General features: G+C 64.1%; 24 protein-coding genes. 10 read left to right on the top strand and 14 right to left on the bottom strand.

What is annotated here, in order from left to right; genetic code table 11:
* Positions 1 to 33: 33 nt before the first annotated feature.
* Positions 34 to 408, bottom strand: a complete 375-nt coding sequence (locus H8B02_RS12685) for a winged helix-turn-helix transcriptional regulator (protein WP_229166542.1) — start codon at positions 406 to 408, stop codon at positions 34 to 36.
* A gap of 107 nt (positions 409 to 515) precedes the next feature.
* Between H8B02_RS12685 and H8B02_RS12680 the strand changes: the two genes are divergently transcribed.
* Positions 516 to 1229 (top strand): glutathione S-transferase family protein, encoded by a 714-nt coding sequence (locus H8B02_RS12680; protein ID WP_229166541.1) that lies wholly within the window; start codon positions 516 to 518, stop codon positions 1227 to 1229.
* Between the two features lie 74 nt (positions 1230 to 1303).
* On the opposite strand, the gene H8B02_RS12675 is transcribed toward H8B02_RS12680, so the two are convergent.
* The gene (locus tag H8B02_RS12675) at positions 1304 to 3532 is read right to left on the bottom strand and encodes an alkaline phosphatase family protein (RefSeq protein WP_229166540.1); all 2229 of its coding nucleotides are present in this window, start codon (positions 3530 to 3532) and stop codon (positions 1304 to 1306) included.
* A gap of 345 nt (positions 3533 to 3877) precedes the next feature.
* Entirely contained in the window at positions 3878 to 4369 is a 492-nt protein-coding gene (locus H8B02_RS12670; protein WP_229166539.1) for a PaaI family thioesterase, read from the bottom strand.
* 198 nt (positions 4370 to 4567) lie between these two features.
* On the opposite strand from H8B02_RS12670, the gene purL reads away from it, so the two are divergent.
* Positions 4568 to 6787, top strand: a complete 2220-nt coding sequence (purL, locus tag H8B02_RS12665) for a phosphoribosylformylglycinamidine synthase subunit PurL (protein ID WP_229166538.1) — start codon at positions 4568 to 4570, stop codon at positions 6785 to 6787.
* Between the two features lie 106 nt (positions 6788 to 6893).
* Here purL and H8B02_RS12660 read toward each other — a convergent pair whose 3' ends face one another.
* Positions 6894 to 7154: a GlsB/YeaQ/YmgE family stress response membrane protein gene (locus H8B02_RS12660; RefSeq protein ID WP_092115308.1), complete on the bottom strand. Its 261-nt coding sequence runs from the start codon at positions 7152 to 7154 to the stop codon at positions 6894 to 6896.
* Between the two features lie 181 nt (positions 7155 to 7335).
* The gene (locus tag H8B02_RS12655) at positions 7336 to 8520 is read right to left on the bottom strand and encodes an acyltransferase family protein (RefSeq protein ID WP_229166537.1); all 1185 of its coding nucleotides are present in this window, start codon (positions 8518 to 8520) and stop codon (positions 7336 to 7338) included.
* A gap of 184 nt (positions 8521 to 8704) precedes the next feature.
* On the opposite strand from H8B02_RS12655, the gene H8B02_RS12650 reads away from it, so the two are divergent.
* Positions 8705 to 8878, top strand: coding sequence for a DUF1328 domain-containing protein (locus tag H8B02_RS12650; protein ID WP_021077845.1), 174 nt, complete (start codon positions 8705 to 8707; stop codon positions 8876 to 8878).
* A gap of 128 nt (positions 8879 to 9006) precedes the next feature.
* Here the strand turns inward: H8B02_RS12650 and H8B02_RS12645 are convergent, their stop codons facing one another.
* A complete protein-coding gene (locus H8B02_RS12645; RefSeq protein ID WP_212309974.1) occupies positions 9007 to 9366 on the bottom strand; it encodes a DUF427 domain-containing protein in 360 nt (119 codons plus the stop codon).
* A 210-nt stretch (positions 9367 to 9576) separates the two neighbouring features.
* Between H8B02_RS12645 and H8B02_RS12640 the strand changes: the two genes are divergently transcribed.
* Together H8B02_RS12640 and H8B02_RS12635 are read left to right on the top strand one after the other, a co-directional pair.
* A complete protein-coding gene (locus H8B02_RS12640) occupies positions 9577 to 9813 on the top strand; it encodes a BolA family protein (RefSeq protein ID WP_021077843.1) in 237 nt (78 codons plus the stop codon).
* Positions 9814 to 9842: 29 nt separating this feature from the next.
* Complete coding sequence (locus H8B02_RS12635) at positions 9843 to 11024, top strand: low temperature requirement protein A (RefSeq protein ID WP_229166536.1); 1182 nt, start codon at positions 9843 to 9845, stop codon at positions 11022 to 11024.
* 9 nt (positions 11025 to 11033) lie between these two features.
* On the opposite strand, the gene H8B02_RS12630 is transcribed toward H8B02_RS12635, so the two are convergent.
* Genes H8B02_RS12630 through egtB form a run of 3 tightly spaced genes read right to left on the bottom strand, consistent with a single transcriptional unit; the run spans position 11034 to position 13730 of the window.
* Positions 11034 to 11429, bottom strand: coding sequence for a DUF4345 domain-containing protein (locus tag H8B02_RS12630; protein ID WP_229166535.1), 396 nt, complete (start codon positions 11427 to 11429; stop codon positions 11034 to 11036).
* Between the two features lie 25 nt (positions 11430 to 11454).
* Positions 11455 to 12423, bottom strand: coding sequence for an L-histidine N(alpha)-methyltransferase (gene egtD, locus H8B02_RS12625; RefSeq protein WP_229166534.1), 969 nt, complete (start codon positions 12421 to 12423; stop codon positions 11455 to 11457).
* A 53-nt stretch (positions 12424 to 12476) separates the two neighbouring features.
* Complete coding sequence (gene egtB / locus H8B02_RS12620) at positions 12477 to 13730, bottom strand: ergothioneine biosynthesis protein EgtB (protein WP_229166533.1); 1254 nt, start codon at positions 13728 to 13730, stop codon at positions 12477 to 12479.
* Positions 13731 to 14023: 293 nt separating this feature from the next.
* Here egtB and grxD point away from each other — a divergent pair, with 293 nt between their 5' ends.
* The 4 genes from grxD (at position 14024) to H8B02_RS12600 (ending at position 17496) form a co-directional block, all read left to right on the top strand.
* On the top strand, positions 14024 to 14356 hold the full coding sequence (gene grxD, locus H8B02_RS12615; protein WP_028336765.1) for a Grx4 family monothiol glutaredoxin: 333 nt from the start codon (positions 14024 to 14026) through the stop codon (positions 14354 to 14356).
* A 2-nt stretch (positions 14357 to 14358) separates the two neighbouring features.
* Positions 14359 to 14904, top strand: coding sequence for an O-acetyl-ADP-ribose deacetylase (locus H8B02_RS12610; RefSeq protein ID WP_376711649.1), 546 nt, complete (start codon positions 14359 to 14361; stop codon positions 14902 to 14904).
* An 86-nt stretch (positions 14905 to 14990) separates the two neighbouring features.
* Positions 14991 to 16232: a serine hydrolase domain-containing protein gene (locus tag H8B02_RS12605; protein ID WP_229166555.1), complete on the top strand. Its 1242-nt coding sequence runs from the start codon at positions 14991 to 14993 to the stop codon at positions 16230 to 16232.
* Between the two features lies 1 nt (position 16233).
* Positions 16234 to 17496, top strand: coding sequence for a serine hydrolase domain-containing protein (locus H8B02_RS12600; protein WP_229166532.1), 1263 nt, complete (start codon positions 16234 to 16236; stop codon positions 17494 to 17496).
* Positions 17497 to 17612: 116 nt separating this feature from the next.
* Here the strand turns inward: H8B02_RS12600 and H8B02_RS12595 are convergent, their stop codons facing one another.
* The 5 genes from H8B02_RS12595 to H8B02_RS12575 all read right to left on the bottom strand — a co-directional run bounded on the left by H8B02_RS12595 (position 17613) and on the right by H8B02_RS12575 (position 21347).
* Positions 17613 to 18680 (bottom strand): threonine aldolase family protein, encoded by a 1068-nt coding sequence (locus H8B02_RS12595; RefSeq protein WP_229166531.1) that lies wholly within the window; start codon positions 18678 to 18680, stop codon positions 17613 to 17615.
* 15 nt (positions 18681 to 18695) lie between these two features.
* Entirely contained in the window at positions 18696 to 18989 is a 294-nt protein-coding gene (locus H8B02_RS12590; RefSeq protein ID WP_312000851.1) for a type II toxin-antitoxin system RelE/ParE family toxin, read from the bottom strand.
* Between the two features lie 292 nt (positions 18990 to 19281).
* The gene (rpsD, locus tag H8B02_RS12585) at positions 19282 to 19899 is read right to left on the bottom strand and encodes a 30S ribosomal protein S4 (protein WP_229166529.1); all 618 of its coding nucleotides are present in this window, start codon (positions 19897 to 19899) and stop codon (positions 19282 to 19284) included.
* Positions 19900 to 20217: 318 nt separating this feature from the next.
* Complete coding sequence (locus tag H8B02_RS12580; protein WP_229166528.1) at positions 20218 to 20592, bottom strand: cupin domain-containing protein; 375 nt, start codon at positions 20590 to 20592, stop codon at positions 20218 to 20220.
* Between the two features lie 398 nt (positions 20593 to 20990).
* Positions 20991 to 21347, bottom strand: a complete 357-nt coding sequence (locus H8B02_RS12575; protein ID WP_229166527.1) for a hypothetical protein — start codon at positions 21345 to 21347, stop codon at positions 20991 to 20993.
* Between the two features lie 539 nt (positions 21348 to 21886).
* On the opposite strand from H8B02_RS12575, the gene H8B02_RS12570 reads away from it, so the two are divergent.
* Positions 21887 to 22888, top strand: a complete 1002-nt coding sequence (locus H8B02_RS12570; RefSeq protein WP_229166526.1) for a formylglycine-generating enzyme family protein — start codon at positions 21887 to 21889, stop codon at positions 22886 to 22888.
* Positions 22889 to 22911: the final 23 nt, after the last annotated feature.

Raw genomic sequence — 22911 nt, 5'->3', positions numbered from 1 at the left:
TGCCAGCGCAAGTTTGACGGCGCTTCGTGCCGTTCAATCCCGCGAGACGGTATTCGGAATGACCGGCTCGGCATCCACGGAACTGCACTGGGCTGCGGCACTCGACGTCGTTTCCCACCACTCGCCCAGCGCGTCGATCAGCGGCACCAGCCGGTGGCCGGCCGGCGTGAGCTGGTATTCGACGCGCAGCGGATAGCCGTCGAATTCGGTGCGCTCGACGATGCCGGCGTCCTCCAGCTTGCGCAGCTCCAGGGTCAGCATCTTGTGCGAGATGGTCGGGTTGTCGCGGCGCAGGTCGCTGAATCGCTTGGTGCCCTGCTTCAGATAATAGATCAGCAGCGTCGGCCAGCGGCCGCTCAGGATCTGCATCACTTCCTCGATCGGGCAGCGGGAGACGAGAGATTTCATGGCGGCTCGTGGTTACAAAAAGGTGCGTAATTTACTTCACGGATGTGGCGAATAGGGTCCGGCTCCGCTGCGCAGCTTGATCGTCAGACTTCACCGGAGACCACATCATGGAACCTATTCTTATCTATGGCTTCCCGTTGGGAAGCTCCATGGGGCTCGTTGCAGCTCTCGAATGGCTGCGCAAGCCCTATCGCCTTTGCCGCGTCGACATGCTCGGCGAAATGCGCGATCCCTCCTATGCGCGGATCAATCCGCGGCATGAGACGCCGGCCTTCGTCACGGACCAGGGCAGGATGCTCACCGAGAACATGGCGATCGCAAGCTGGCTCGCGGCACGCGATACCGAGCGCCGCATCAGCTTCGACCCGCTGTCGCCGCAGGCCGACCGGATGCGTCAGCTGATGGCCTTCGTGAACACCGGCTTCACCGCCGCGTTCAGTCCGCTATGGGCGGCGCTGGAGATGCAGACGCCGAACCCCGCGATGCAGTCTGCGTTGCGGCAGTGGGGGCAGGGCAATGTCGTGCAGCGGCACGACAGGCTCGAGCAACTGATCGGCGATGCGCCGTTCCTGCTCGGCGACCATCCGACGTTGGCGGATGGGCTGCTGATCGGCGTCGCGCGCTGGCTCGATTTCCACGCCGTCGCCGACCGCAATCGCTGGCTGAAACTGGCCGCACTTCGCGCACGATTGGAGGCCGATCCGGCCGTGATCTACGCGACGGCGCTGGAGAAGGGCGAGAGCAGTCCGGGGTCAGGAGCCTGCGTCGGTCACGTTCCGCTTGCCGAGGTGATCGAGCGGTTCGGCACGCCGCGCGCGTGATGATTCCGGGCCGCAAATCGGGGAGGCGGTGGACGCCGGCTTGACGTCCACCGCACTGAATTTGCCGAAGGATCCTAGCGCAGGACCTCGCTCAGCACCTCGCCATCGACCTGGTGCGGTGTGGTGCCGAGGAGCCGCATGATGGTCGGCGCCACGTCGATATTGCGCATGTGCCGCACCACGGTGTCCTTTCGGATCTGCGGCCCCGCGGCGATGAACGTCGCGCTCATCACCGGAAGCTCCGGATCGTGACCGTGGGCACCGTAGAAGTTCGGCATCGACAAGGCAGTGGTCGCCGCATTGAACGGCGCGTCGCCCTGGCGCGCGACACCGGGATTCTGCACGCCGTCGAAATTGTAGCCGGGCGCCATCAGCGCGAACACGTCGCCATAGTCCTGGCCGACGGTCTTGCTGGTGCACTGCCCGGTACCGGCGTCGCATTGCAGCGGCCGGGTCTCGACGACGGTGAAGATGCGCTGCTCCTTGAGCGAGTAGTTGAAGCGCGCATTGGGATCGACCGCGTTCGTCACTGTATCGGTGATCTGCGCCACCAGGTTACGGTAGGTCGCCAAATCGACGGTGCCGCCGAGTTCGCGGTTCTGCAGATTGACGTAGATGTCGGCGGCCGGGCCGGAGGTGCGGATCCCGACCTTGCTGGTGTCGATGCCCGCGTTGCGGAGGATGTTGGTGAGATTGACCGAGGTGTGGAACGGCGCGAAGCCGTGATCCGACACCACGACGACGTTGCTGTCGCGGCCCGCGGCATCGGCAATCTGCTTCACCGCCCTGTCGGCCGTCTGGTAGGCGAAGCGGATGTAGGAGGCGTAGCGCTTGACCTTGGCGGGATCCTGGTTGGCGCCGATCGAATTCGGGTCGGTCGGGTTGGTCCCCTGGCGCGGATCGGTCAGCAGGAACTGGTGCTCGGAGCCGTCGGGCTGCTCGATATAGACCATGACGAGGTCGGCGTCCGGATGGGTCTTGATCGCGCGCTCGCCGATATTGGCCTGGTAGCGCACGAAGGTCTTCACCATGTCCTCGTACATCGTCTCGATCTCGACGTCGGGGAAATTGGTGAAGCCCGGGCTCAGGCGCTCCGGAATGCGGAAGTCGGCCTGCGGACGCCAGAACCCGATATTGTTGTTGATGTCGTCGACATCGGCCAACACCGGCGTGTTGCGCGGGATGAAGTTGGCGCCGTAGCGGGCGAAGCGCACCACCGAGAGGTCTGGCGACAGCGCCGAGACGAAGTAGGCGGCGCCGACCCTCGCGCCGCTGCCTTCGAAGAAGAACGGTGCGTTCTCGCCGCCGAACTTGACGTAGGCCGGCCCGGTCGACGGTGCGTGGAACGGTCCTGCGGTGATGCCGCTGTTCGCATCGAAGAACACCAGCGTGTCGTAGTTCACCTTGCGGTCATTGGTGGTGTCGATGGCGGCGACGCGGATCGAATATTTGACGTCGAGCGTCGCGGCGCTGGTGCAGGTCGCGGTTGCCGCCGCGGAACATGAGAACGTCTCGATCGGCGCCGAGGTTACCAGCACCGGGCTGAACGAGAAATGGCCGGCAGCCTGCAGCGCCGCCACGATGCCCGGATCGGTCGTGAAGTCGCTGCGGGACAGCGTGAAGCCCTGGGCCCCGATGCCACCGAACGCGCCGAACGGCACCGTGAAGTCGGTCACGCGGATGGGCTGGGCCGGTTGCACCACGGTCTTGTTGATCGAGATGTCGGCGCCGTCGCCACCAGGCCACGTCGCGGTGATGACCTTCTTGCCCTGCTGGCGCAGTTGCACCCAGAGCGGTTGTGCCGTCGGGTGCGCCGACGGCCCGAGCGGGCTTTCGTTGTAGCCGCCGATCGGCGCCGCGAAGCCGCTGATGCTGCTGGAGATCGGGCCGACGATCGGCTCGAACGTGTTGGAAGGGATGTCGTTATGGACCGCCGTCGAACCGGTCGCGATCGCAATGTGCGAGACCGCGGTGAGCGACGGTGACGCCGTCACGTTCTGCAGCGCTACTGCGCCGCGCCGGCTGAGCCGGGCGAGGCCGCCGTCGCGCGGCAGCACGCCTTCCTCGATGAATTTCTGGATGAAATCGGGCTTGGCACCATCGAGCGAGATCATCACCACGCGCGGCTTGCGGCCATGATGGTCGCCGTCATGGTCCTGATCCTGATCCTGACCGCGGGACTCGCCGACGCCGCGATCGCCATTGTCGCCGTCCTGGCCGGCGCGCGCCGGAGTTGCAACGCACGCCAGCGATGCGACAAGCGACATCACCGACGTGACGGAAACAAACGTCTTCAATTTCATGAGAATGCCCCAACTTCGCTGCGCGAATGCACAAACAGAAACCGTTCAGCAATCTTCGGGGGCTTGGCTGACGTGCATGTGACGCGCGCGCGACGACGCAAAGACAGCATGTCGTCGCGTCACAACCGGCGTTTGAAATGCTTTACGCGAAGAACGCGCGTGAACACAACGCGGTAGCGCGGTGCTGTCGATTCAACCCGCGGCGATGTAACGGCTGGATGACGGCGGTTGTCCACAGGCGCGAAGCATTTTCGCGCGAAGTGGGTAGCGGTTCGCGTGAAGAGAACGCGTCAAAGAAAAATCCGGAGCCCATTCCGATTCAATCTGAACGGGCTCCAGCGCGCTTTACGCTGTCGTCGCCGCCGGCGCCTTGCGCTTCGTCCGCTTGATGGTGCCGGAGAAGCTGAACAGCGGCCGCTCGGCCGATGTCAGCATGCCGCGCACGAAGATCAGCGATCCGCCGGCGCGCGTGACCTCGCCGGTGCATTCGATCAAGGCACCGTCGCGGGCGGCGTCGAGGAATTCCGAAGCGAACGAGACCGTGACCCCTGGGCCCTGGAGCACCGGGGAGGCGAGCGCGAACAGGCAGTAATCCGCGAAGGTCATGAGGCAGCCGCCATGGACGTTGCCGGAGCCGTTGAGGTGCTTCGGGCCGACGCGGAACGCGCAGGCGATGCGGCCGTTTTCGTCCATGCGGTGGTAGAATGGGCCGGTATGGGTCTCGAAACTGTCCCGGGTCCAGGTTCGCCAGCCGGCGAATTCGCCTTCGGTCTCGACGTGCAGGTCGGGGCGGCGGTTGAATGCCGTAGTGAGTGCGGTCTTGGCGAGCTCGTTCACGAAATCTGGCCTTCAATTATCGGGTTCGGGACCTTAAATCCGATCCATCCCCATTGTGCAAATCCCAGGTACAAATCCGGGCTTCAATCCAGGCTGCAAATCCCGGGCCGCGTCCAACCGCCGCAAAGCTCTGGACAGGCCGGAAATGGGCCGTAAAAGGCCTTTTCGCCCCCGTTCGATCTACCTATTAAGGGTCCCATGACCGCGCCCAAGAACGAGCCTCAAATCACCCCCGAACTCGTCGCCGCCCACGGGCTGAAGCCGGACGAGTATGAGCGCATCCTGAAGCTGATCGGGCGGGTTCCGACCTTCACCGAGCTCGGCATCTTCTCGGCGATGTGGAACGAGCATTGCTCGTACAAGTCGTCGCGCATCCATCTGCGCGGGCTGCCCATCAAGGCCCCCTGGGTGATCCAGGGCCCCGGCGAGAATGCCGGTGTGATCGATATCGGCGATGGCCAGGCCGTGGTCTTCAAGATGGAGAGCCACAACCACCCGAGCTACATCGAGCCCTACCAGGGCGCGACCACCGGCGTCGGCGGCATCCTGCGCGACGTCTTCACCATGGGCGCACGCCCGATCGCCTGCCTGAATGCGCTGAGCTTCGGCGCACCGGAGCACCCCAAGACCCGGCATCTGGTGTCCGGCGTGGTCGCGGGCGTCGGTGGGTACGGCAATTCGTTCGGCGTGCCGACGGTCGGCGGCCAGGTGCGCTTCCACACCCGTTATGACGGCAACATCCTGGTCAACGCGATGGCGGTCGGCCTCGCAGATGCCGACAAGATCTTCTACGCGGCGGCCTCCGGCGTGAACATGCCGATCGTCTATCTCGGCTCCAAGACCGGCCGCGACGGCATCCACGGCGCCTCGATGGCCTCGGCCGAATTCGACGACGCCTCCGAGGAGAAGCGCCCGACCGTGCAGGTCGGCGATCCCTTCGCGGAGAAGCTGCTGCTGGAAGCCTGCCTCGAGATCATGGCGGCTGATTGCGTGGTCGCGATCCAGGACATGGGCGCGGCCGGCCTGACCTGCTCGGCGGTCGAGATGGGCGCCAAGGGCGATCTCGGCGTCGACCTCGATCTCGACGCGGTGCCGACCCGCGAGACCGGAATGAGCGCCTACGAGATGATGCTCTCGGAGAGCCAGGAGCGCATGCTCATGGTGCTCAAGCCCGAGAAGGAGAAAGAGGCCGAGGCGATCTTCCGCAAATGGGGGCTCGATTTCGCCATCGTCGGCTACACCACGCCGAGCAAGCGCTTCGTCGTCAAGCATGGCGGCGACGTGATGGCCGATCTGCCGATCAAGGAGCTCGGCGACGAGGCGCCGGTCTATGACCGCCCGCACGTCGCATCAACTGCGCCGCCGGTGATCCGCGGGCAGGACGTCAAGCCGCCGCTCGGGATCGCAGAGGCGCTGACCAAGCTGATCGGTACGCCCGAATTGTGCTCGAAGCGCTGGGTCTGGGAGCAGTACGACCACGTCATCCTGGGCAATACCATGCAGCGTCCCGGCGGCGATGCCGCCGTGGTCCGCGTCGAGGACGGGCCGAAGGGGCTCGCGCTCACCGTCGACGTCACGCCGCGCTATTGCGAGGCCGATCCGTTCGAGGGCGGCAAGCAGGCGGTGGCGGAAGCCTGGCGCAACATCACCGCGGTCGGCGGCCGGCCGCTCGCGATCACCGACAATCTCAACTTCGGCAATCCGGAGCGGCCCGAGATCATGGGCCAGTTCGTCGGCTGCCTGAAGGGTATTTCGGAAGCCTGCCGCGCGCTGGATTTCCCGGTCGTGTCCGGCAACGTCTCGCTCTACAACGAGACCAACGGCCGCGGCATCCTGCCGACGCCCTCGATCGGCGGCGTCGGCCTGCTCGACGACTTCACCAAGTCCGCGACCCTGGCCTTCAAGGCGGCCGGCGAGGCGATCCTGCTGGTCGGCGACACCCAAGGCTGGCTCGGCCAGTCGGTCTACCTGCGCGACGTCTGCGGCCGCGAGGAGGGCGCTCCGCCGCCGGTCGATCTCGCCACCGAGAAGCGCAACGGCGACGTGGTGCGCGGCATGATCCACGCCGGCACCGCGACCGCGGTGCATGACGTCTCCGACGGCGGGCTGCTGATCGCGCTCGCCGAGATGGCGATCGCGAGCGGCATCGGCGCGCAGCTCTTGGCGGCGCCGTCCTCGATCGTGCCGCATGCCTATTGGTTCGGCGAGGATCAGGCCCGCTACATCGTCACCGTGCCTGCGGCCGACGCCGGTCTCGTGCTGGCCAAGATGAAGGGCGCCGGCGTGCCGTGCGCACGCATCGGCACCACCGGCGGCGAGGCGATTGCGGTCGCCGGCGAGCCGCCTGTGACGATCGAAAGCCTGTCCCGCGCCTTCGAGCACTGGCTGCCGAACTATATGCACAACACCGCCGCCTGATCCGGCAGGATCAGGCGCTGCGGCGCGAAGCAACCATTTCAATAGCGCGATGAACCCATCATCGCGCTATTTTCTTCTGTTCGACCGCGGTCCCTGCGGATCAAGCCTACGTCGCGCCGCGGATCGCGCGCCACGCAAAGATGATGATGCAGGCGCCGATGAAGCCGGCGACGAGAAAGCCGATCCATCCGCCGCCGAGCGACACGCCGAGCAGACCCAATAGCCAGTTCGCCAGCGTGGCGCCGACAATGCCGAGGATGATATTCATGAAGATGCCGGTTCCGGTCTTCATGAACATCTCGGCGAGCCAGCCGGCCAATCCGCCGACGATGATTGCGGCGATCCATCCAACTTGAGGGTCGTTCATCTCAGGCCTCCCTAGGGTCAGCAGTCCGGCCAGCATAGCCGAGAATCACATGGCCACATGTGACCAATGGCAGGTTGTGCGCAACTTGTTGGTGGCGGCGCCCGACCTCGGCCCGCCGCTTGCGACGCCGCCGTGACCAGCTCGTCGCGGTGATCGGTGAGATTGCTGCAGCTAAAGGAAGCTACAGCACGTATTTTGAGCCGGGAATCTTGCGCAGCACGGCGGTGGCGGCCCAGCTCAGCGCAACGGTGGCGAAGAACGCGATCGCGGCCTTGGCGATCGCCGGCAATTCCATGTCGAACAGCCAGTATTGCAGCCATAGCACGATCGGATAGTGCACCAAGAACATGCCGTAGGCGTCGCCCTGCATGCGGTCGAGCAGCGTCGGTCCCTGCGCCTTCGATTGCAGGAAGTAGGCAAGGATCGCAAACAGGATCGAGGCGCTGAACAGCACGTAGAAGGTGCCGTAGGACGCGAGATACCAGCCCGGCAGCGGGTCGGGGTTACCGATGATCCCGCGCTTGATGTAGATCATCACCCACATCAAGCAGTAGGGGATCAGCGTGATGCCGGTCCAGAACCAGCGCCGCTCGGTCAGCCGTCCGTTTGCGCTGAGCAGGCCGCCCTCGAGGTTTGCCGCCCCGATCCCTGCTCCGATGAAGAAGTAGGACGCATACAGCAGCACCCGGCTCGCCTGCACCGAGAACGGTCCGAGCTCGAACCAGTAGTTCTGGCCGTAATGGACCAGCATCGGCAGATAGAAGACGGCACTGACGACGACGAGGAACAGCCAGAACTTCGAGGGACGTTCAAATCCCTTGATCGACAGACGGTTGATTGGCTCGAGCAGGCGCGACGACACCCGGTACAGCACGCTCGCCGTCACGTCGAAGGTCATCAAGACCCAGACGAACCAGATCGGGCCGCTCGGCCAGGGCCCGAAAATCATGGTCTTCCACCAGAATTCGGAGAAGGTCAGCTCCGGCGTCGCACGCAGCGCGATCGCATAATAGGCGATCGGAATCACAGTGAACGCGCAGATCACGAAGGGCAGGCCGAGCCGCAGCAGCCGGTCGCGCAGGAAGATTAGCCACGGCTTGTGACCGAGCCCGGGCCAGACGAACAGCCCCGACAGGAAGAAGAACATCGCCATGAAGAAGCTGTCGGTGGCGAGCACCACGCAGTCGAAGCCGATCCAGGACGTCGGGTCGGTGTGGCCGAAATGGGTGTAGGGGATCACCGCGTGATGCAGCAGCACGACCAGCGTCAGGAAGGTGCGTGCACGGTCGAGGGCGACGTTGCGCTTGTGGAGCTTCGGTGCTGCCTGGACGTCGGCGGCCGGAGCCGCGTGAGCAATCGATTTCATGGTGCCCCCAGCCGGGTCTGCACCCTGATGTTGCAATCGGGAACCCGATTCAGCAAGGCCCAATCGTCCCGATTCCGTGGTGTCGAGGTCGGTCATTTCAGTGGAACTGTTTCGTTCTGGAACCGGGGTCGGTGGCGGGCGTTGTCGGGCGGACGCGCTGAGCGCGCGGTTTGTGGAGCGAGCAATGACACTGCTGAAATGGGCGTTGGTCTTTCTTGTCGTCTCGATCATCGCGGGCCTGCTCGGCTTCACCGGCATTTCCGCCGCCTCCGCCGACATCGCGCGTTTCCTGTTCTACGTGTTCGTCGTGATCTTCCTGGTGCTGCTGATCCTTGGGCTCACGATATTCAGGGTCTAGCGGCGATCCGGCCGAACACTCCCGTCGTCATGCCCGGGCCTCGCCCGGGCATTTCCGTTTTTCAGGCCAGGTGGGCACCACGCCGAAACGGCCGGGCGAGGCTCGGCGCGTGCGGCAGGCGCGATGGTCTAGGCGACTTCCTCGATCTTCACCTTGTCCGGATAGAAGGCGAGGTGGCCGGCGATCTCGGTCATGGCCGGAAAGGGCTCCTCATAGGTCCAGATCGCATTGTCCAGCGTCTTGCCGTTGGCCTTGATGCTGAAATAGTTCGCATCCCCCTTATAGGGGCAATGCGTGGTCCGCTCGGTGCGGGTCAACAGCTCCATGTTGGCGTCCTGCCGGGGGACGTATTGCACGGCCGGATAGCTCGCTTCCTTCAAGGTCAGCGCGTGGGTGGTCTCGGCGATGACGACGCCGTCGGCGGTGATGCGGACGCGCCTGGCATTGGGCGTGATCGTGATCGGATGGTCGGGGCCGGGGAGCTTCATGATTCTGCGCCTCTTCTGGTCATTTCGGCGTGATGGCTTGTGACCGATTGATGCAGGTTTAAATCGCTGGGAATGGGAATATAGTGTGCCCCAGGATGACCTAGAAGACCTCAAGTGCCGGGTTTTATCTGAGGTTTTATCTTAGGTTTTGTCTTGGTTTTCCTGGCCGAATCGGCCCTGATTCGAATGACCTGACGGAGGTGGACTGGGATGCCGATGGACGCCCGTGATATCGAATCGATGATCAAGGCAGCGATCCCTGATGCCGAGGTGACGATCCGTGATCTGGCCGGCGACGGCGACCACTACGCGGCCACTGTCGTTTCCGAGTCATTCCGCGGCAAGTCCCGGGTTCAGCAGCACCAGATCGTCTACCAATCGCTGAAGGGCCAGATGGGCGGCGTGCTGCACGCGCTGGCCCTGCAGACCGGCGTGCCGGAAGGCTAGGCCCCGGCGACCGGGCGGGGCCCCAAGCGATGGCAGATAATCCGCGCGGCGCGATGTTTCGCGTCATCGTGCCGAACCAGCACAGCCGCGTCACCAATGCCGAGCTGTTCTTCGACCTCGTCTTCGTCTTCGCCGTCACGCAGCTGTCGCACACGCTGCTGCACCACTTCACCCCGCTGGGCGCGGTGCAGGTCACGGTGCTGTTCCTCGCGGTTTGGTGGGTGTGGGTCTACACCACTTGGGTCACCAACTGGCTCAATCCCGACCTGACACCGGTCCGCCTGCTGCTGTTTGTCCTGATGCTGGGCGGGCTGCTGCTGTCGACCTCGATACCGTCCGCCTTCGAGGGCCGCGGGCTGTGGTTTGCCGGGACCTATGCAGCGATGCAGGTCGGCCGCACCGCGTTCTGGCTGCTGGCGACGCCGCGGCACCGGACCGCGGTGCGCCACAACGCGATCCGTATCCTGACCTGGCTGTCCTGCTCGGCCGTGCTCTGGGTTCTGGGCGGATTTGCCGAGCACGAGACGCGGATGTGGCTCTGGATCGCGGCGCTGGCCATCGAGTACGTCGCGCCGGCTCTGCGGTTCTGGACCCCTGGGCTCGGCTTCTCCTCGATGGAGGCCTGGTCGGTCGAGGGCGGCCATATGGCCGAGCGCTGCGCCGGCTTCATCATCATTGCGCTCGGCGAGGCGATCGTGGTCGACGGCGCGACCTTTGCCGATCTGACCTGGACGCCGGAGAATGTCGCCGCGTTCATCTCGGCGCTGGTCGGCAGCATCGCGATGTGGTGGATCTATTTCCACAAGGGCGCCGAGGCCGGCGCGGACATGATCTCCAAGTCCGCGGAATCCGGCCGCGTGGCGCGGATCGCCTACACCTATCTGCACATGCCGATCGTCGGCGGCATCATCCTCACCGCAGTCGCCGACGAACTGGTGCTGAAGCACCCGTCCGGCCATTCCGACCTGAAGACCATCGTGAGCTCGGTCGGCGGCGCTGCGCTGTTCCTGGTCGGGACCATCCTGTTCAAATACGTGATCCGCAACTTCCTGCAGCTTTCGCACGGCGTCGGCATCGTGGCACTTGCGATCACGGCCTATTTCGCCCGCGAGATGTCACCGCTGGTGCTTTCGATCGTCACCACCGCGATCATGATCGTGGTCGCGGCGTGGGAATCGATCTCGCTGCGGTCGAGCGGGGAGGAAGAATAGCGCGGGTCGCTACCTGCGACCGGCCGTGGCCACGCGGTGCTGCCAGTAGACGAACAGCGGGGCGCCGATCACTTCGAGCGCAGTGAAGCCCACGAAGGGCAGCGGCGGCAGGCCGACCATCGCGATCGACAGCAGCCGGCCGATGCCGCCGAGGAAGATGCCGCCCCAGACCACGCGGAACAGCACGCTCTCGCTTTCGATCCGCGGCACCAGCCAGAGCAAAGCGAGGCCGAGACCGAGCCAGACCCCGCCGAAGAAGCGCAGATTGCTGTCGAGCACCGGCAGCGACGGAACGCCCGACGAGGCGTAGAGCGGATCGCTCACGCCGAGCATGGTGATGATGCCGGTCAGGATAGGGACGAGGGCGAGCAGGGCCGTCGCGATCTGCAGCGCACGCCGGCCCATGATTGTTGCCCCATCCGGTTTAGTTTTAGTCCGCGACCAAAGCGTGCACCGAGAACATGGTGTTGGCGTCGGTCCAGCTGTCGCGCACCGTCCAGCCCGCGCTGCGGGCGAGCGCGGTGAATCGCTCGAGCGAATATTTGTAGCTGTTCTCGGTGTGAATGCTCTCGCCCGGACGGAACGCAAAGGTGTTGCCGAGGATGCGCACGGTCTGCGCTTTGCGGCTGATCAGGTGCATCTCGATGCGATGGCGGTCGCGGTTGTAGATCGAGCGGTGGGTGAAGCCCGACAGGTCGAAATTGCCGCCGAGCTCGCGGTTGATCCGAACCAGCACATTGAGGTTGAAGCGCGCGGTGACGCCGGCCGCGTCGTTATAGGCGTCGTACAGCACGCGCTCGTCCTTCTCGAGATCGACGCCGATGATCATCTGCGCGCCGTGGCCGAGGATCTTGCGCGCGCTGCGCAGGAAGGCCAAGGCCTCGCTTGGCTCGAAATTGCCGAGCGTCGAGCCCGGGAAGAAGCCGACCTTCGGCATGTCAGCGACCGCCTCGGGCAGTGCGAACGGGGTGGTGAAATCGGCCGCGACCGGATAGATGCCAAGACCCGGGAAATCCCGGCGCAGGCCATCGGCCTGGGCCTTGAGGAAATCGCCCGATATATCGACCGGCACATAGGCGGCGAATTCGCAGTGCTCGAGCAAGAGGCGCACCTTGGTGGTCGCGCCGGCGCCGAACTCGACCAGCGCTGCGCCGTCCGGAATGATCGCGGCGATCTCGCTGCCGCGGTCGCGCAGGATGCCGAGCTCGGTGCGCGTCGGATAATATTCCGGCAGCACCGTGATCTGCTCGAACAGCTCCGAGCCCGTGGCGTCGTAGAAATATTTCGGCGACAGCCGTTTCGGGTGACGGGCGAGATCGCCGATCACATCGCCGGCAAACGCCGAGGTCGCTTCGTCGAACGGATACGCTTTGGCCAAAGCGGCGGCATGCACATTCATGATACTCTCCCGAACGCGCTTACCGACGCGTCATCGATGTCGACAGGACTCAATCAGGCATAGTCGGCGAGGCGTAACCCCGTGAATTGCCAGCGATGGTGCGGATAGAAGAAGTTGCGGTAGGTGACACGGCTGTGACCGGCCGGCGTCGCCAGCGACGAGCCGCGCAGCACGAGCTGGTTGACCATGAACTTGCCGTTGTACTCCCCGAGCGCGCCTTCGATCGCGCGGTAGCCCGGGTAGGGCGAATAGGCGCTGCGGGTCCATTGCCAGACGATGCCGTAGGCGTCGTTGAGCAGGCCGGCGCGCGCCGCGACCTCCCATTCCATCTCGGTCGGCAGATGCTTGCCGGCCCAGCGGGCGAAAGCGTCGGCTTCGTAGTAGCTGACATGGCAAACCGGAGCCTGCGGATCGATCGGCTGCAGACCGCCGAGCGTCATGATCTTCCACTCGCCGTCGATCTCGCGCCAGTGGCCCGGCGCCTGCCAGCCCTCGTTGGTCACCGTGCCGAAGCCATCCATCAGCCACAGCGTGGCGGTAGAATAGCCGCCGTCCTTGATGAAGGCGAGCCAGTCGGCATTGGTGACGAGGTTTTTCGCGAGCTTGACCGGGCCGACCAGCGCACGATGCGCGGGCTTCTCATTGTCGAAATGGAAGCTGTCGTCGCCGTGGCCGACGGTGTGGATGCCTTCGCTGAGTGTCACCCATTCCTCAGGCCCGCGCTGCGATGCCGGGAAGCGCCACGCCGGATCGTAGGCCGGCGGGATCGGGTTTTGTGCGAAGGCATGCAGGATGTCGGTGTACATCAGCTCCTGATGCTGCTGCTCGTGATTAAGGCCGACCTCGACCAGCGGCACCAGCGCCGCGAGCTGTTCTGTCGGGGCGGTCTGGAAGAATTTCACCACCTCGGCGTCGACATGGTGGCGGTAGGCGGTGACTTCGTCGGCGGTCGGGCGGGTCAGATGGCCGCGCTGGTGGCGGGCATGGCGGGGGCCGGCGCCCACGTAATAGGAATTGAACAGATAAGCGTAGTCCGGGTGGAACGGCGTGTAGCCCTTGACGTGCTCGCCGAGCAGAAACTGCTCGAAGAACCAGGCGGTATGGGCGCGGTGCCACTTGGCGGGGCTCGCATCCGGCATCGACTGGATCAGCTGGTCTTCCGCCGACAGCGGCGCGGCCCGGCGCTCGGTCTCGTTGCGGACCGCGCGATAGGCATCCACCAGCCGCTGCGCGAGCGATCCGGATTCGGAGGACAATGACGGGGGGGTGCCGGGAATGGCGGCCGCGGCAGAGGCTGGTTTCGTCAACGATGGTCTCCGATTCAAGGGGAGAACGTTGCTTCGGCAAACTGGTTCCAGACGGACAGTTCGTCCTAGATAGGGGCTCCGTTACGGGAAAAAAGCCTCCCCCCATGATGATATTGGGGCCGTCAGATAATCCCGGCTCCTTTTGCGGTGCCGTCCGGCCCCCGCCGCATGCCAGATTTCCGCCATTTTGCTTTGGATGCACAATGGTTTGAGCTACATATATAGCCAGTCACGGGTTAGAAGGGTGGGCCGGCCCACAAGGCTTGAGAGCGCCGCCCCCGAAGGAAGCGAAAATGAGCATCGAGCAATTCATCGACAACGAAGTGAAGTCGAACGACGTCGTGCTGTTCATGAAGGGCACGCCGCAATTCCCGCAGTGCGGGTTTTCCGGTCAGGTCGTGCAGATCCTCGACCACATCGGTGTCGGCTATAAGGGCCTCAACGTTCTGGAATCGGCCGAGCTGCGCGACGGCATCAAGGTCTATTCGAACTGGCCGACGATTCCGCAGCTCTATGTAAAGGGCGAGTTCGTCGGCGGTTGCGACATCATCCGCGAGATGTTCCAGGCCGGTGAATTGCAGCAGCTGTTTGCCGACAAGGGCATCCCGGTCGACGTGGCTGCCTGACCTTGACGGCGCGCCAGATAGGCAAGGCGCGGCTCGAAGTCATCGTTACCGACATCACGACGCTACGCGTTGACGCCATCGTCAACGCGGCCAATTCGTCGCTGCTTGGGGGCGGCGGCGTCGACGGCGCGATCCATCGCGCCGCGGGGCCTGATCTGGTCGCCGAATGCCGTATGCTTCATGGTTGCAAGACTGGCCAGGCCAAGATCACCAAAGGGTATCGGCTGCCTGCCAGGCACGTCATCCATACGGTCGGCCCGGTGTGGAATGGCGGCAAGCTCGACCAGGACAGCCTGCTTGCATCCTGCTATCGGCGATCGCTGGAGCTCTGTGAAAAGCACGGCCTTGCCTCGGTCGCTTTCCCCGCAATCTCGACCGGCATCTATCGCTTCCCCGCGGATCGCGCGGCCCAGATCGCCGTAAGGGCTGTCGTCGACACGCTGACCACCGCCCCCTGCGTCGAGCACGTGATCTTCTGCTGCTTCTCCGCCCCCAGCGCCGAATTGCACGAGGCCGCTTTGGCCTCCTTTGGGAGCCCTTGTGCCTGACCACGCGGCCGCTACACTTCCGCGTGATTTCCGGGGAGGGAGCAATCAAATGCATTTACTTCGTCTGGCGTGCGCGGCCGCAGCCGCTGCGGTCGTGCTCGCGGCGCCGATGGCGCGCAGAAGGCACCTATGAGATTCCGGCGGGTGCGCATTTCAATCCCGACAAGCTCGCCAAGATCGGCGAGTTCTTCAAGAACGAGGTGGCGACCGGAAAGATTCCCGGCGCGCTGGTCCTGATCCAGCAGCACGGCAAGCCGGTCTACCACGAGTCGTTCGGCGTGCAGGACGCGGTCAGCAAAGCGCCGATCACCGACAAGACCATCTTCCGCCTGTTCTCGATGAGCAAATCGATCACCGCCGTGGTCTCGATGCAGCTCCTGGAAGAGGGCAAATACAAGCTCGACGATCCTGTCTCGAAATACATCCCGTCCTTTGCCGATGTGAAGGTCGGCGTCGAGAAGAAGGCCGAGGACAGCACCAAGACGCTCGAACTGGTGCCGCCGCAGCGCCCGATGACGATCCTCGATCTGATGACGCATACGTCGGGCATCACCTACGGCTTCTATGGCGATAGCCTGGTCCGCAAGGCCTATAAGGATGCCAACATCTACGCCGGCGACTTCGACCTCGCCGAATTCGCCGAGCGGATCGCCAAACTGCCGCTGCACAACCAGCCCGGTGGGCTCTGGCAATACGGCCATTCCACCGACGTGCTGGCGCGCGTGATGGAGGTGGCCGCCGGCGAGAAGTTCTCGACGATCGAGCGCGAGAAGCTGCTTGACCCGCTCGGCATGAAGGACACCGGCTTCTTCGTCACCGATCCCGAGAAGCAGAAGCTGATGGCCGAACCGCTCCCGACCGACAGCGATTTCCGGGTCGGCCGGATCAACGATCCGACCAAGGTCAAGAAATGGGAATCCGCCAGCGGCGGCATGGTTTCGACCATGGCGGATTATTCGCGCTTCGCCCAGATGCTGCTCAACGGCGGCACCCTCGACGGCAAGACCATCCTGAAGCCCGAGACGTTCAAGGAATTGACGACCGATCGTGTCGGCCCGGGCTCCGGCGTTGCGCGCGACGTGTTCTATTTCCCCGGCGACGGCTTCGGCTTCGGGCTCGGGATCGCAGTGCGCACCGATCCAGGCAATGCCAAGCCGCCGCCGCCCGGCGATCTCGGTGAACTGAAATGGGATGGCGCCAGCGGCTGCTATTACATTATCGACCGCAAGCAGGACATGTTCTTCATCCTCCTGGAGCAGACGCCGACCGAGCGTCAGCGCATCCAGCGGACGTTGAAGCAGCTCGTCTATGAAGCCATGGAGAACTGATATGCGCGAGTGCCGCGCGTTCGTCGCGGCGCTCGTGCTCGCGTCCGTTGCTACGGCTGCACAGGCCGGCTCCGCAGGGCCTGCCGCGCACAGCTTTTCTCCGGAGGGCCTCGCCAAGGTCTCCGACTATGTCAGGAACGAGATCGTGACCGGGAAGATACCCGGCGGGATCCTGCTGCTGCAACAGCATGGCAAGCCGGTCTACTACCAGAATTTCGGAGTCCGTGACGTCGCCACCGAATACTCGATGAGCGCGGATACCATCTTCCGTCTCTATTCGATGTCGAAGCCGATCACGACGGTCATCGCGATGATGCTGGTGGAGGAGGGCAAGCTTGCCCTCAACGATCCGGTGTCGAAATACATCCCGGCCTTTGCCGACATGAAGGTCGGCGTGGAGAAGCGTGGCGACGAGGGCAAGCCGTCGATGACGCTGGAGCCGCTCAAGCGGCCGGTGACCATCGAAGACCTGATGCGCCACACGGCAGGCTTGCCCTACGGCTATTATGGCGGCGGTGTCGTGAACAAGACCTACGCCGATGCCGGCCTGTTCGACAATGATCCCGACAATGCCGAATTCGTGGCGCGGCTCACGGCGATGCCGCTCGCCGAGCAACCCGGCACGCAATGGGACTACGGCCATTCCACCGATGTGCTCGGCCGCATCATCGAGGTGATAACAGGCAAATCCCTGTTTCAGGTCGAGAAGGAGCGGCTGCTCGATCCGCTCGGCATGAACGAGACCGCGTTCTATGTCGCCGACCGCGCGAAATGGCCGCTGATCGCCGAGCCGATGCCGACGGATCGCAACCTCAGCCCGATCGCTGACATCAGCGACCCGCGCCAGCCGCTGAGGCGCGAATCCGGCGGCGGCGGCCTGGTCGGCACCGTCGGCGACTATGCGCGCTTCTCGCAGATGCTTCTGAACGGCGGCAGCTATCAGGGCCGGCGCTATCTGAAGCCGGAAACCATCGCGCTGATGGCGTCGGATCATATCGGTCCGGAAACCGGGGTCGTGCGCGACAAGAACTATTATCCCGGTCCGAACTCCGGCTTCGGCCTCGGCTTCGCGGTCCGCACCTCGGTGCCGCCGAACACGTCCTGGCCGTTGGGCGAGTATCGCTGGGACGGTGTCGGCGGCACGTTCTTCTTCATCGATCCCGCGGACGATCTGTTCGGGATATTCATGGTGCAGACGCCATCACAGCGCGGCCGGATCCAGCAGGAGCTGAAGACGCTGATCTACCAGGCGATGGGAAGGTAGATCCGGGCAAGACCATCTTCTCGTCATTGCGAGCGAGAGCGAAGCAATCCATCCCGCCACTTGCTGAGACATGGATTGCTTCGTCGCTTCCGCTCCTCGCAACGACAGTGTGGGAGCTACGCCGCGCGCACGATGTCCCTGACGTGGTCGATCATCTCCTCGATCTGGGCCGCGTTGACATCGAGATGCGTGCAGGCCCTGATCCGGCCGTCCATCATTGCGAGCGTCACCCCGCGCTTGCGCAGCTCGGCGACCATCTTGTCGCCGGAGACGCCGGCGCCGTCGGGCTTGAAGAAGACGAGGTTGGTCTCGGGCGCCTGCACCGCGATGCCGTTGATCTGCGACAGCCCGCGCGCCAGCGCCCGCGCATTGGCGTGGTCGTCGGCGAGGCGATCGACATGGTGATCGAGCGCATAGATGCAGGCGGCGGCACAGATGCCGGACTGCCGCATCGAGCCGCCGAGCCGCTGCTTCCAGCGCCAGACCTCGTCGATGAAGGCGCGGGTGCTGGCGATCACGCCGCCGATCGGCGCGCCGAGGCCCTTGGAGAAATCGATCCAGGCGGAATCCCAGCCCGCCGTCATGTCGCGCGGCGCGATGCCTGAGGCGACGGTCGCGTTCAGGAGTCGCGCACCGTCCATGTGGGTGACAAGCCCATGGTCCTTGGCGATGCGCACGACCTCGTCGAGCGCGGCCTTCTTCCAGATCGTGCCGCCGCCGATATTGGCGGTCTGCTCGACGCTGACGAGCACCTGCGGCGGCTGGTAGCGGGTGCGTGGATGCAGCGCCGCGCGGAACGTGTCGGGCGTGAACTGGCCGTCGTCGCCCGGGAGCTGCGTGATCTGGAAGCCGCCGAGCGCCGCGTGCGCGCCGCCCTCGCGCGCGATGATATGCGCGGTCGCGTGTGCCAGGATCTCGTCGCCGGGGCGGCAATAGGCCAGCGTCGCCGCGACGTTGCACATCGTGCCCGACGGCATGAAGACGGCGGCTTCCTTGCCGAGCAGATCGGCGACGCGGGCATTGAGCTCATTGGTGGTCGGATCGTCACCGACTTGCTCGTCGCCGACCTCGGCCTTTGCCATCGCCTCGCGCATTGCCGGCGTCGGCTTGGTTTGCGTGTCCGACAACAGGTTGATGCGGACGGCGGGCGCCTTGGGATCGGGCCGGGCAGGGGTGTAGTGCATGGCTAGTCCTGATGGTCAGTCGAACGGCTGCGGTCGGATGTCTTGCGCATGATGGTAGAGCGCGCGGATCAGGATATATCCCGCTTCTTCCGTGTAGAAGACACTGTGGGACTGGAATCGAAAGCGGCGGTGGCGCGGCCAATTCCTCGACCGATTGTCCAATGCGTGGAAATCTGCGAGCAGGCCGAATGGACGCTCGAGGCCGGCATGGTACGCTTCCGCCTGATATTGCCCGAACGTCATCGATGTGAAGCCGTAGATGTCGAAGAGCTGCGCACGCGCTCGAACCGAGAGGCGGCATTCAGCCATGCGTACGTGCGGCGGCTTGCTGTCGGGCAGCCGCTAGCACGTCATCCATGCTGCTATCGGTCAGCGTTGCGCAATCCGGATGGGCAAGCGCCTCCTGATAGCGACGCAGTTGCTCGTCGCGTGGGAGGGCGGACCAGGCCGCAAACTCGGCCTCCGTTGGTATAGCGGACGGCATGACGCGCGTTGCTTTGTCGGCAGTCTGTGACATCGGGGCAATATAGCACAAGTTCCGGCTCAAACAAAAAGGCCCCGGCAAAACCGGGGCCTTTCGGATCTCGCAACGCTGCTGCGATCAGCGCGAATAGAATTCGACGATCAGATGCGGCTCCATCTGCACCGGGAACGGCACGTCGCCGAGCGCCGGGGTGCGGACGAACTTCGCGGTCATCTTGCCGTGATCGACCTCGAGGAAGTCAGGCACGTCGCGCTCGGGCAGCTGGGCGGCTTCCAGCACCGGCGTCAGCTGCTTGGAGGCTTCCTTGACCTCGATGGTGTCGCCGATCTTCAGCTTGTAGCTGCCGATGTTGACCTTGCGGCCATTCACCTTGACGTGGCCGTGGTTGATGAACTGGCGCGCGGCGAACATCGTGGCGACGAACTTGGCGCGATAGACCACGGTGTCGAGACGGCGCTCGAGCAGGCCGATCAGGTTCTCGCCGGTGTCGCCCTTCAGCCGGCTGGCCTCGACATAGATGCCGTGGAACTGGCGCTCGGAAATGTTGGCGTAGTAGCCCTTCAGCTTCTGCTTAGCGCGGAGCTGCACGCCGAAGTCGGAGAGCTTGCCCTTGCGGCGCTGGCCGTGCTGGCCGGGGCCGTATTCGCGGCGGTTCACGGGGCTCTTCGGGCGGCCCCAGATATTCTGGCCCATGCGGCGATCGATCTTGTACTTCGCCTCACTGCGCTTTGTCATCGCGTCCTCTTTGATAGCCGTCGCACGAAGCGCCCGGCGTTTTGTCAGTTTCAGGTTTGAGGAGACGCGCCCTCCTGTGTACCGGCCAAAAGGCCCGTACCGACAGGTCCGCCTCGAAAGCTCGGGGAGAACCACGGGTCGCGAAACGCATCGCGGGCCGAAACCGGCCCGCGAGCAAGGGTGGTCTTAAGGAGAAAGTCCGGTTCTGTCAAACAAAACGCAGGGCGTTTTGGGCCGAATCGGCGTCAAAATCGACTATTTCGGCCCTCAAAGGCGATTTCTGGCCGCGCGGACGCCAAAGGCCAAATTTGGTTCGGTTCACGGCGCCGGTTTCGCCAGGGGCTCGCCGGCCTTGACGATGTAGACTCCGAGCACCTTGAGCGGCTTTTCGCCGGAAGTCTTGGCGTCGTGCACCGCACCTTCCGGGATCTGGTAGGAATCTCCAGCCTTCAGCTTCAACGGCGGCTTGCCGTCGATCAGGAGCTCGAGCTCGCCGTCGAGCACATAGCCGGTTTCAGCGCCGGGATGGCTGTGACGACCCGACGCACCCCCAATCGCCGTCACCGTGTTGTAGCCCGCCGGGAAATCGACCTTCTGCAGCGGCGTTCGCTTGATGCCGCTCTGCTGCGCAAGGGCAGCGCCGGCACCGGCAAAGGCAATCACGGTGAGACCAAGCAGCAAATTCCTGAACATGCATTTTCCTCCCAAGGCGAGAAACTCTAGCAGCGCGGAATCGCGGCGGAAAGCGGGCGATGTGTGATCTGCGCTTGCGACATTCGGATAAGTCCGTTCATCCCGCGGCGCGAAGCACCCGGGTTTTGCATCATCGGTTCGCCCACATTTGTCAGAGGGCGCAGGGAAAGCCGGGTGCCGATCGCACCCATGGGTCCCGTGCAACAAAAAGCACGGGAGGTAGGACCACAGGTGAAACCGGGAGCTCCGGCTTTCCCCGCGCGATGGTTTGACGGCTTATACGTGCTCTCCCCGGTGAGACCGGGCTTGTTTGTCACCGTCTCCGCGAAAACGCTTGCGCGTCTCGCGGGAGACACCAGCCGCTGGGGCGTCAGGACCACACGATTTCGCCGTACGCATCAATCACGCTTCGTCGGTCGTGACATCAGCGTCCACCGCATCTCACCGCAACGCCCGTGACGATGCGCAAGCGCCCCTCGATCGGGTGAGACGGGCTGTTCATACACCAGATCTTCATTCCGATAAACCGAAATATTTTTGCCGCAGGGGCTTGCGCCGTCGGGCAACTCAGTGATCGTGATTTTCGGCGACGCGGCTTCTCCTGCGATGCGCTCCCGGTTCGTGCAGGCGTTCAATTCGTCCGGCCTTCTGCCAAGCAGGTCAGCGTCCGCGACGATTCCACGTTCACGAGCGCAGCGCGATCGATCGGCTGAGTGCAGGCGCTTGAAGTCAGTGCACCGGGCGCCCTGCGACATCGTGCCTCGCTTGGTTGGATTCGTACGGCGCGCTCGTCGAGCGGATTTCGCAAACGCGCAGTTTTTCGCTTGTTTTTTCGAGAAAGAGAATCTGACGACGACATCGGATTGATGGAATTGAGACATTGTTCGTTAAGGCTGCACGCCTTGCGGTTGCGGTTGGCACAAACTGCACATCACACGCATGACGCGTTGGGCTATCGTTTGATCTCAAAGCGAAACAGCTCGTGACAACGTCCGGCGGGACGGATCACGCGCCGCAGGAGCGGTCGCGCGTGTGGACGCGCGTACAGACGAGGAGAGAAGGGGAAGAGGGCCTGACGTAATCAACGCTGCCGAAAAGTGCAGCACAGAAAAATGGAAGGGCGCGACAATGCAATCGAGCACGACGTTCGATCCCCAGGACCCCAAGCCCGTGATCTACAAGGCTGCGATCTTCAGCAAGATTTTCCGCGCAGCACTCATCGGAATCATCGCCCCGTCCGGAACGTTGGGCTTCCGGGATTATTGCCCACGATAGCGCAAACAGGTGCATCGCCGTGTCCCGGGCAGAGATCGCCTCCGCTGAACCAGAGCCGGACGACCGGATGCAGACCGACGACATGGTCTGGATTCCCGGCGGCACCTTCCGCATGGGCTCGGATCATCATTATCCCGAGGAGGCGCCGTCGCATCCGGCCTCGGTCGATGGCTTTTGGATCGATCGTACGCCGGTGACCAACGCCCAATTCCGCGACTTCGTGCGGGAAACCGGCCACATCACCATAGCCGAGCGGCCGCCCGATCCCGCACAATATCCGGGTGCGCTGCCGCACATGCTGTACGCCGGCTCGCTGGTGTTTTCTCCGCCGCGCCGGGTCACCACCCTGCGCGACTGGAGCCAGTGGTGGACCTTCATGCGGGGCGCGAACTGGCGTCGCCCCTACGGGCCGCGCAGCAACATCAATGTGTTCGGCAGCCATCCGGTCATCCACGTCGCCTATGCCGATGCGCTCGCCTACGCCAAATGGGCCGGCAAGGAGCTTCCGACCGAAGCCGAGTGGGAGTTCGCAGCACGCGGCGGGCTTGAAGGTGAGGAGTTTGCCTGGGGCAACGCCCTGACGCCAGGCGGCAAGCACATGGCCAACATCTGGCAGGGCAATTTCCCGCTGCAGAATCTCTGCGAGGACGGCTTCGACCGAACCTCGCCGGTGACCGCGTTCCCGCCGAACGGTTACGGCGTCCACGACATGATCGGCAATGTCTGGGAGTGGACCGCCGACTGGTGGTCCGCGCGCCACGAGGCCGACGCTGCAAAACCCTGCTGCGTCCCGCAGAATCCGCGCGGCGGCCGCGAGGAGGCGAGCTACGACCCGACCCAGCCCGCGATCAGGATTCCGCGCAAGGTCCTGAAGGGTGGCTCGCATCTCTGCGCGCCGAATTACTGCCGCCGCTACCGTCCCGCCGCCCGTCACGCCGAACCGATCGACACGTCGACCAGCCATGTCGGCTTCAGGTGCGTCGTGCGGCCGTCCGCTGCCGTCTCTCACCCACCGAACTGAAAGTCTTTGCAATGTAGGGAGTT

Source organism: Bradyrhizobium altum (assembly GCF_020889705.1).
Classification (GTDB): Bacteria; Pseudomonadota; Alphaproteobacteria; order Rhizobiales; family Xanthobacteraceae; genus Bradyrhizobium; species Bradyrhizobium altum.
This window is presented reverse-complemented; position numbering and strand designations above follow the sequence as displayed.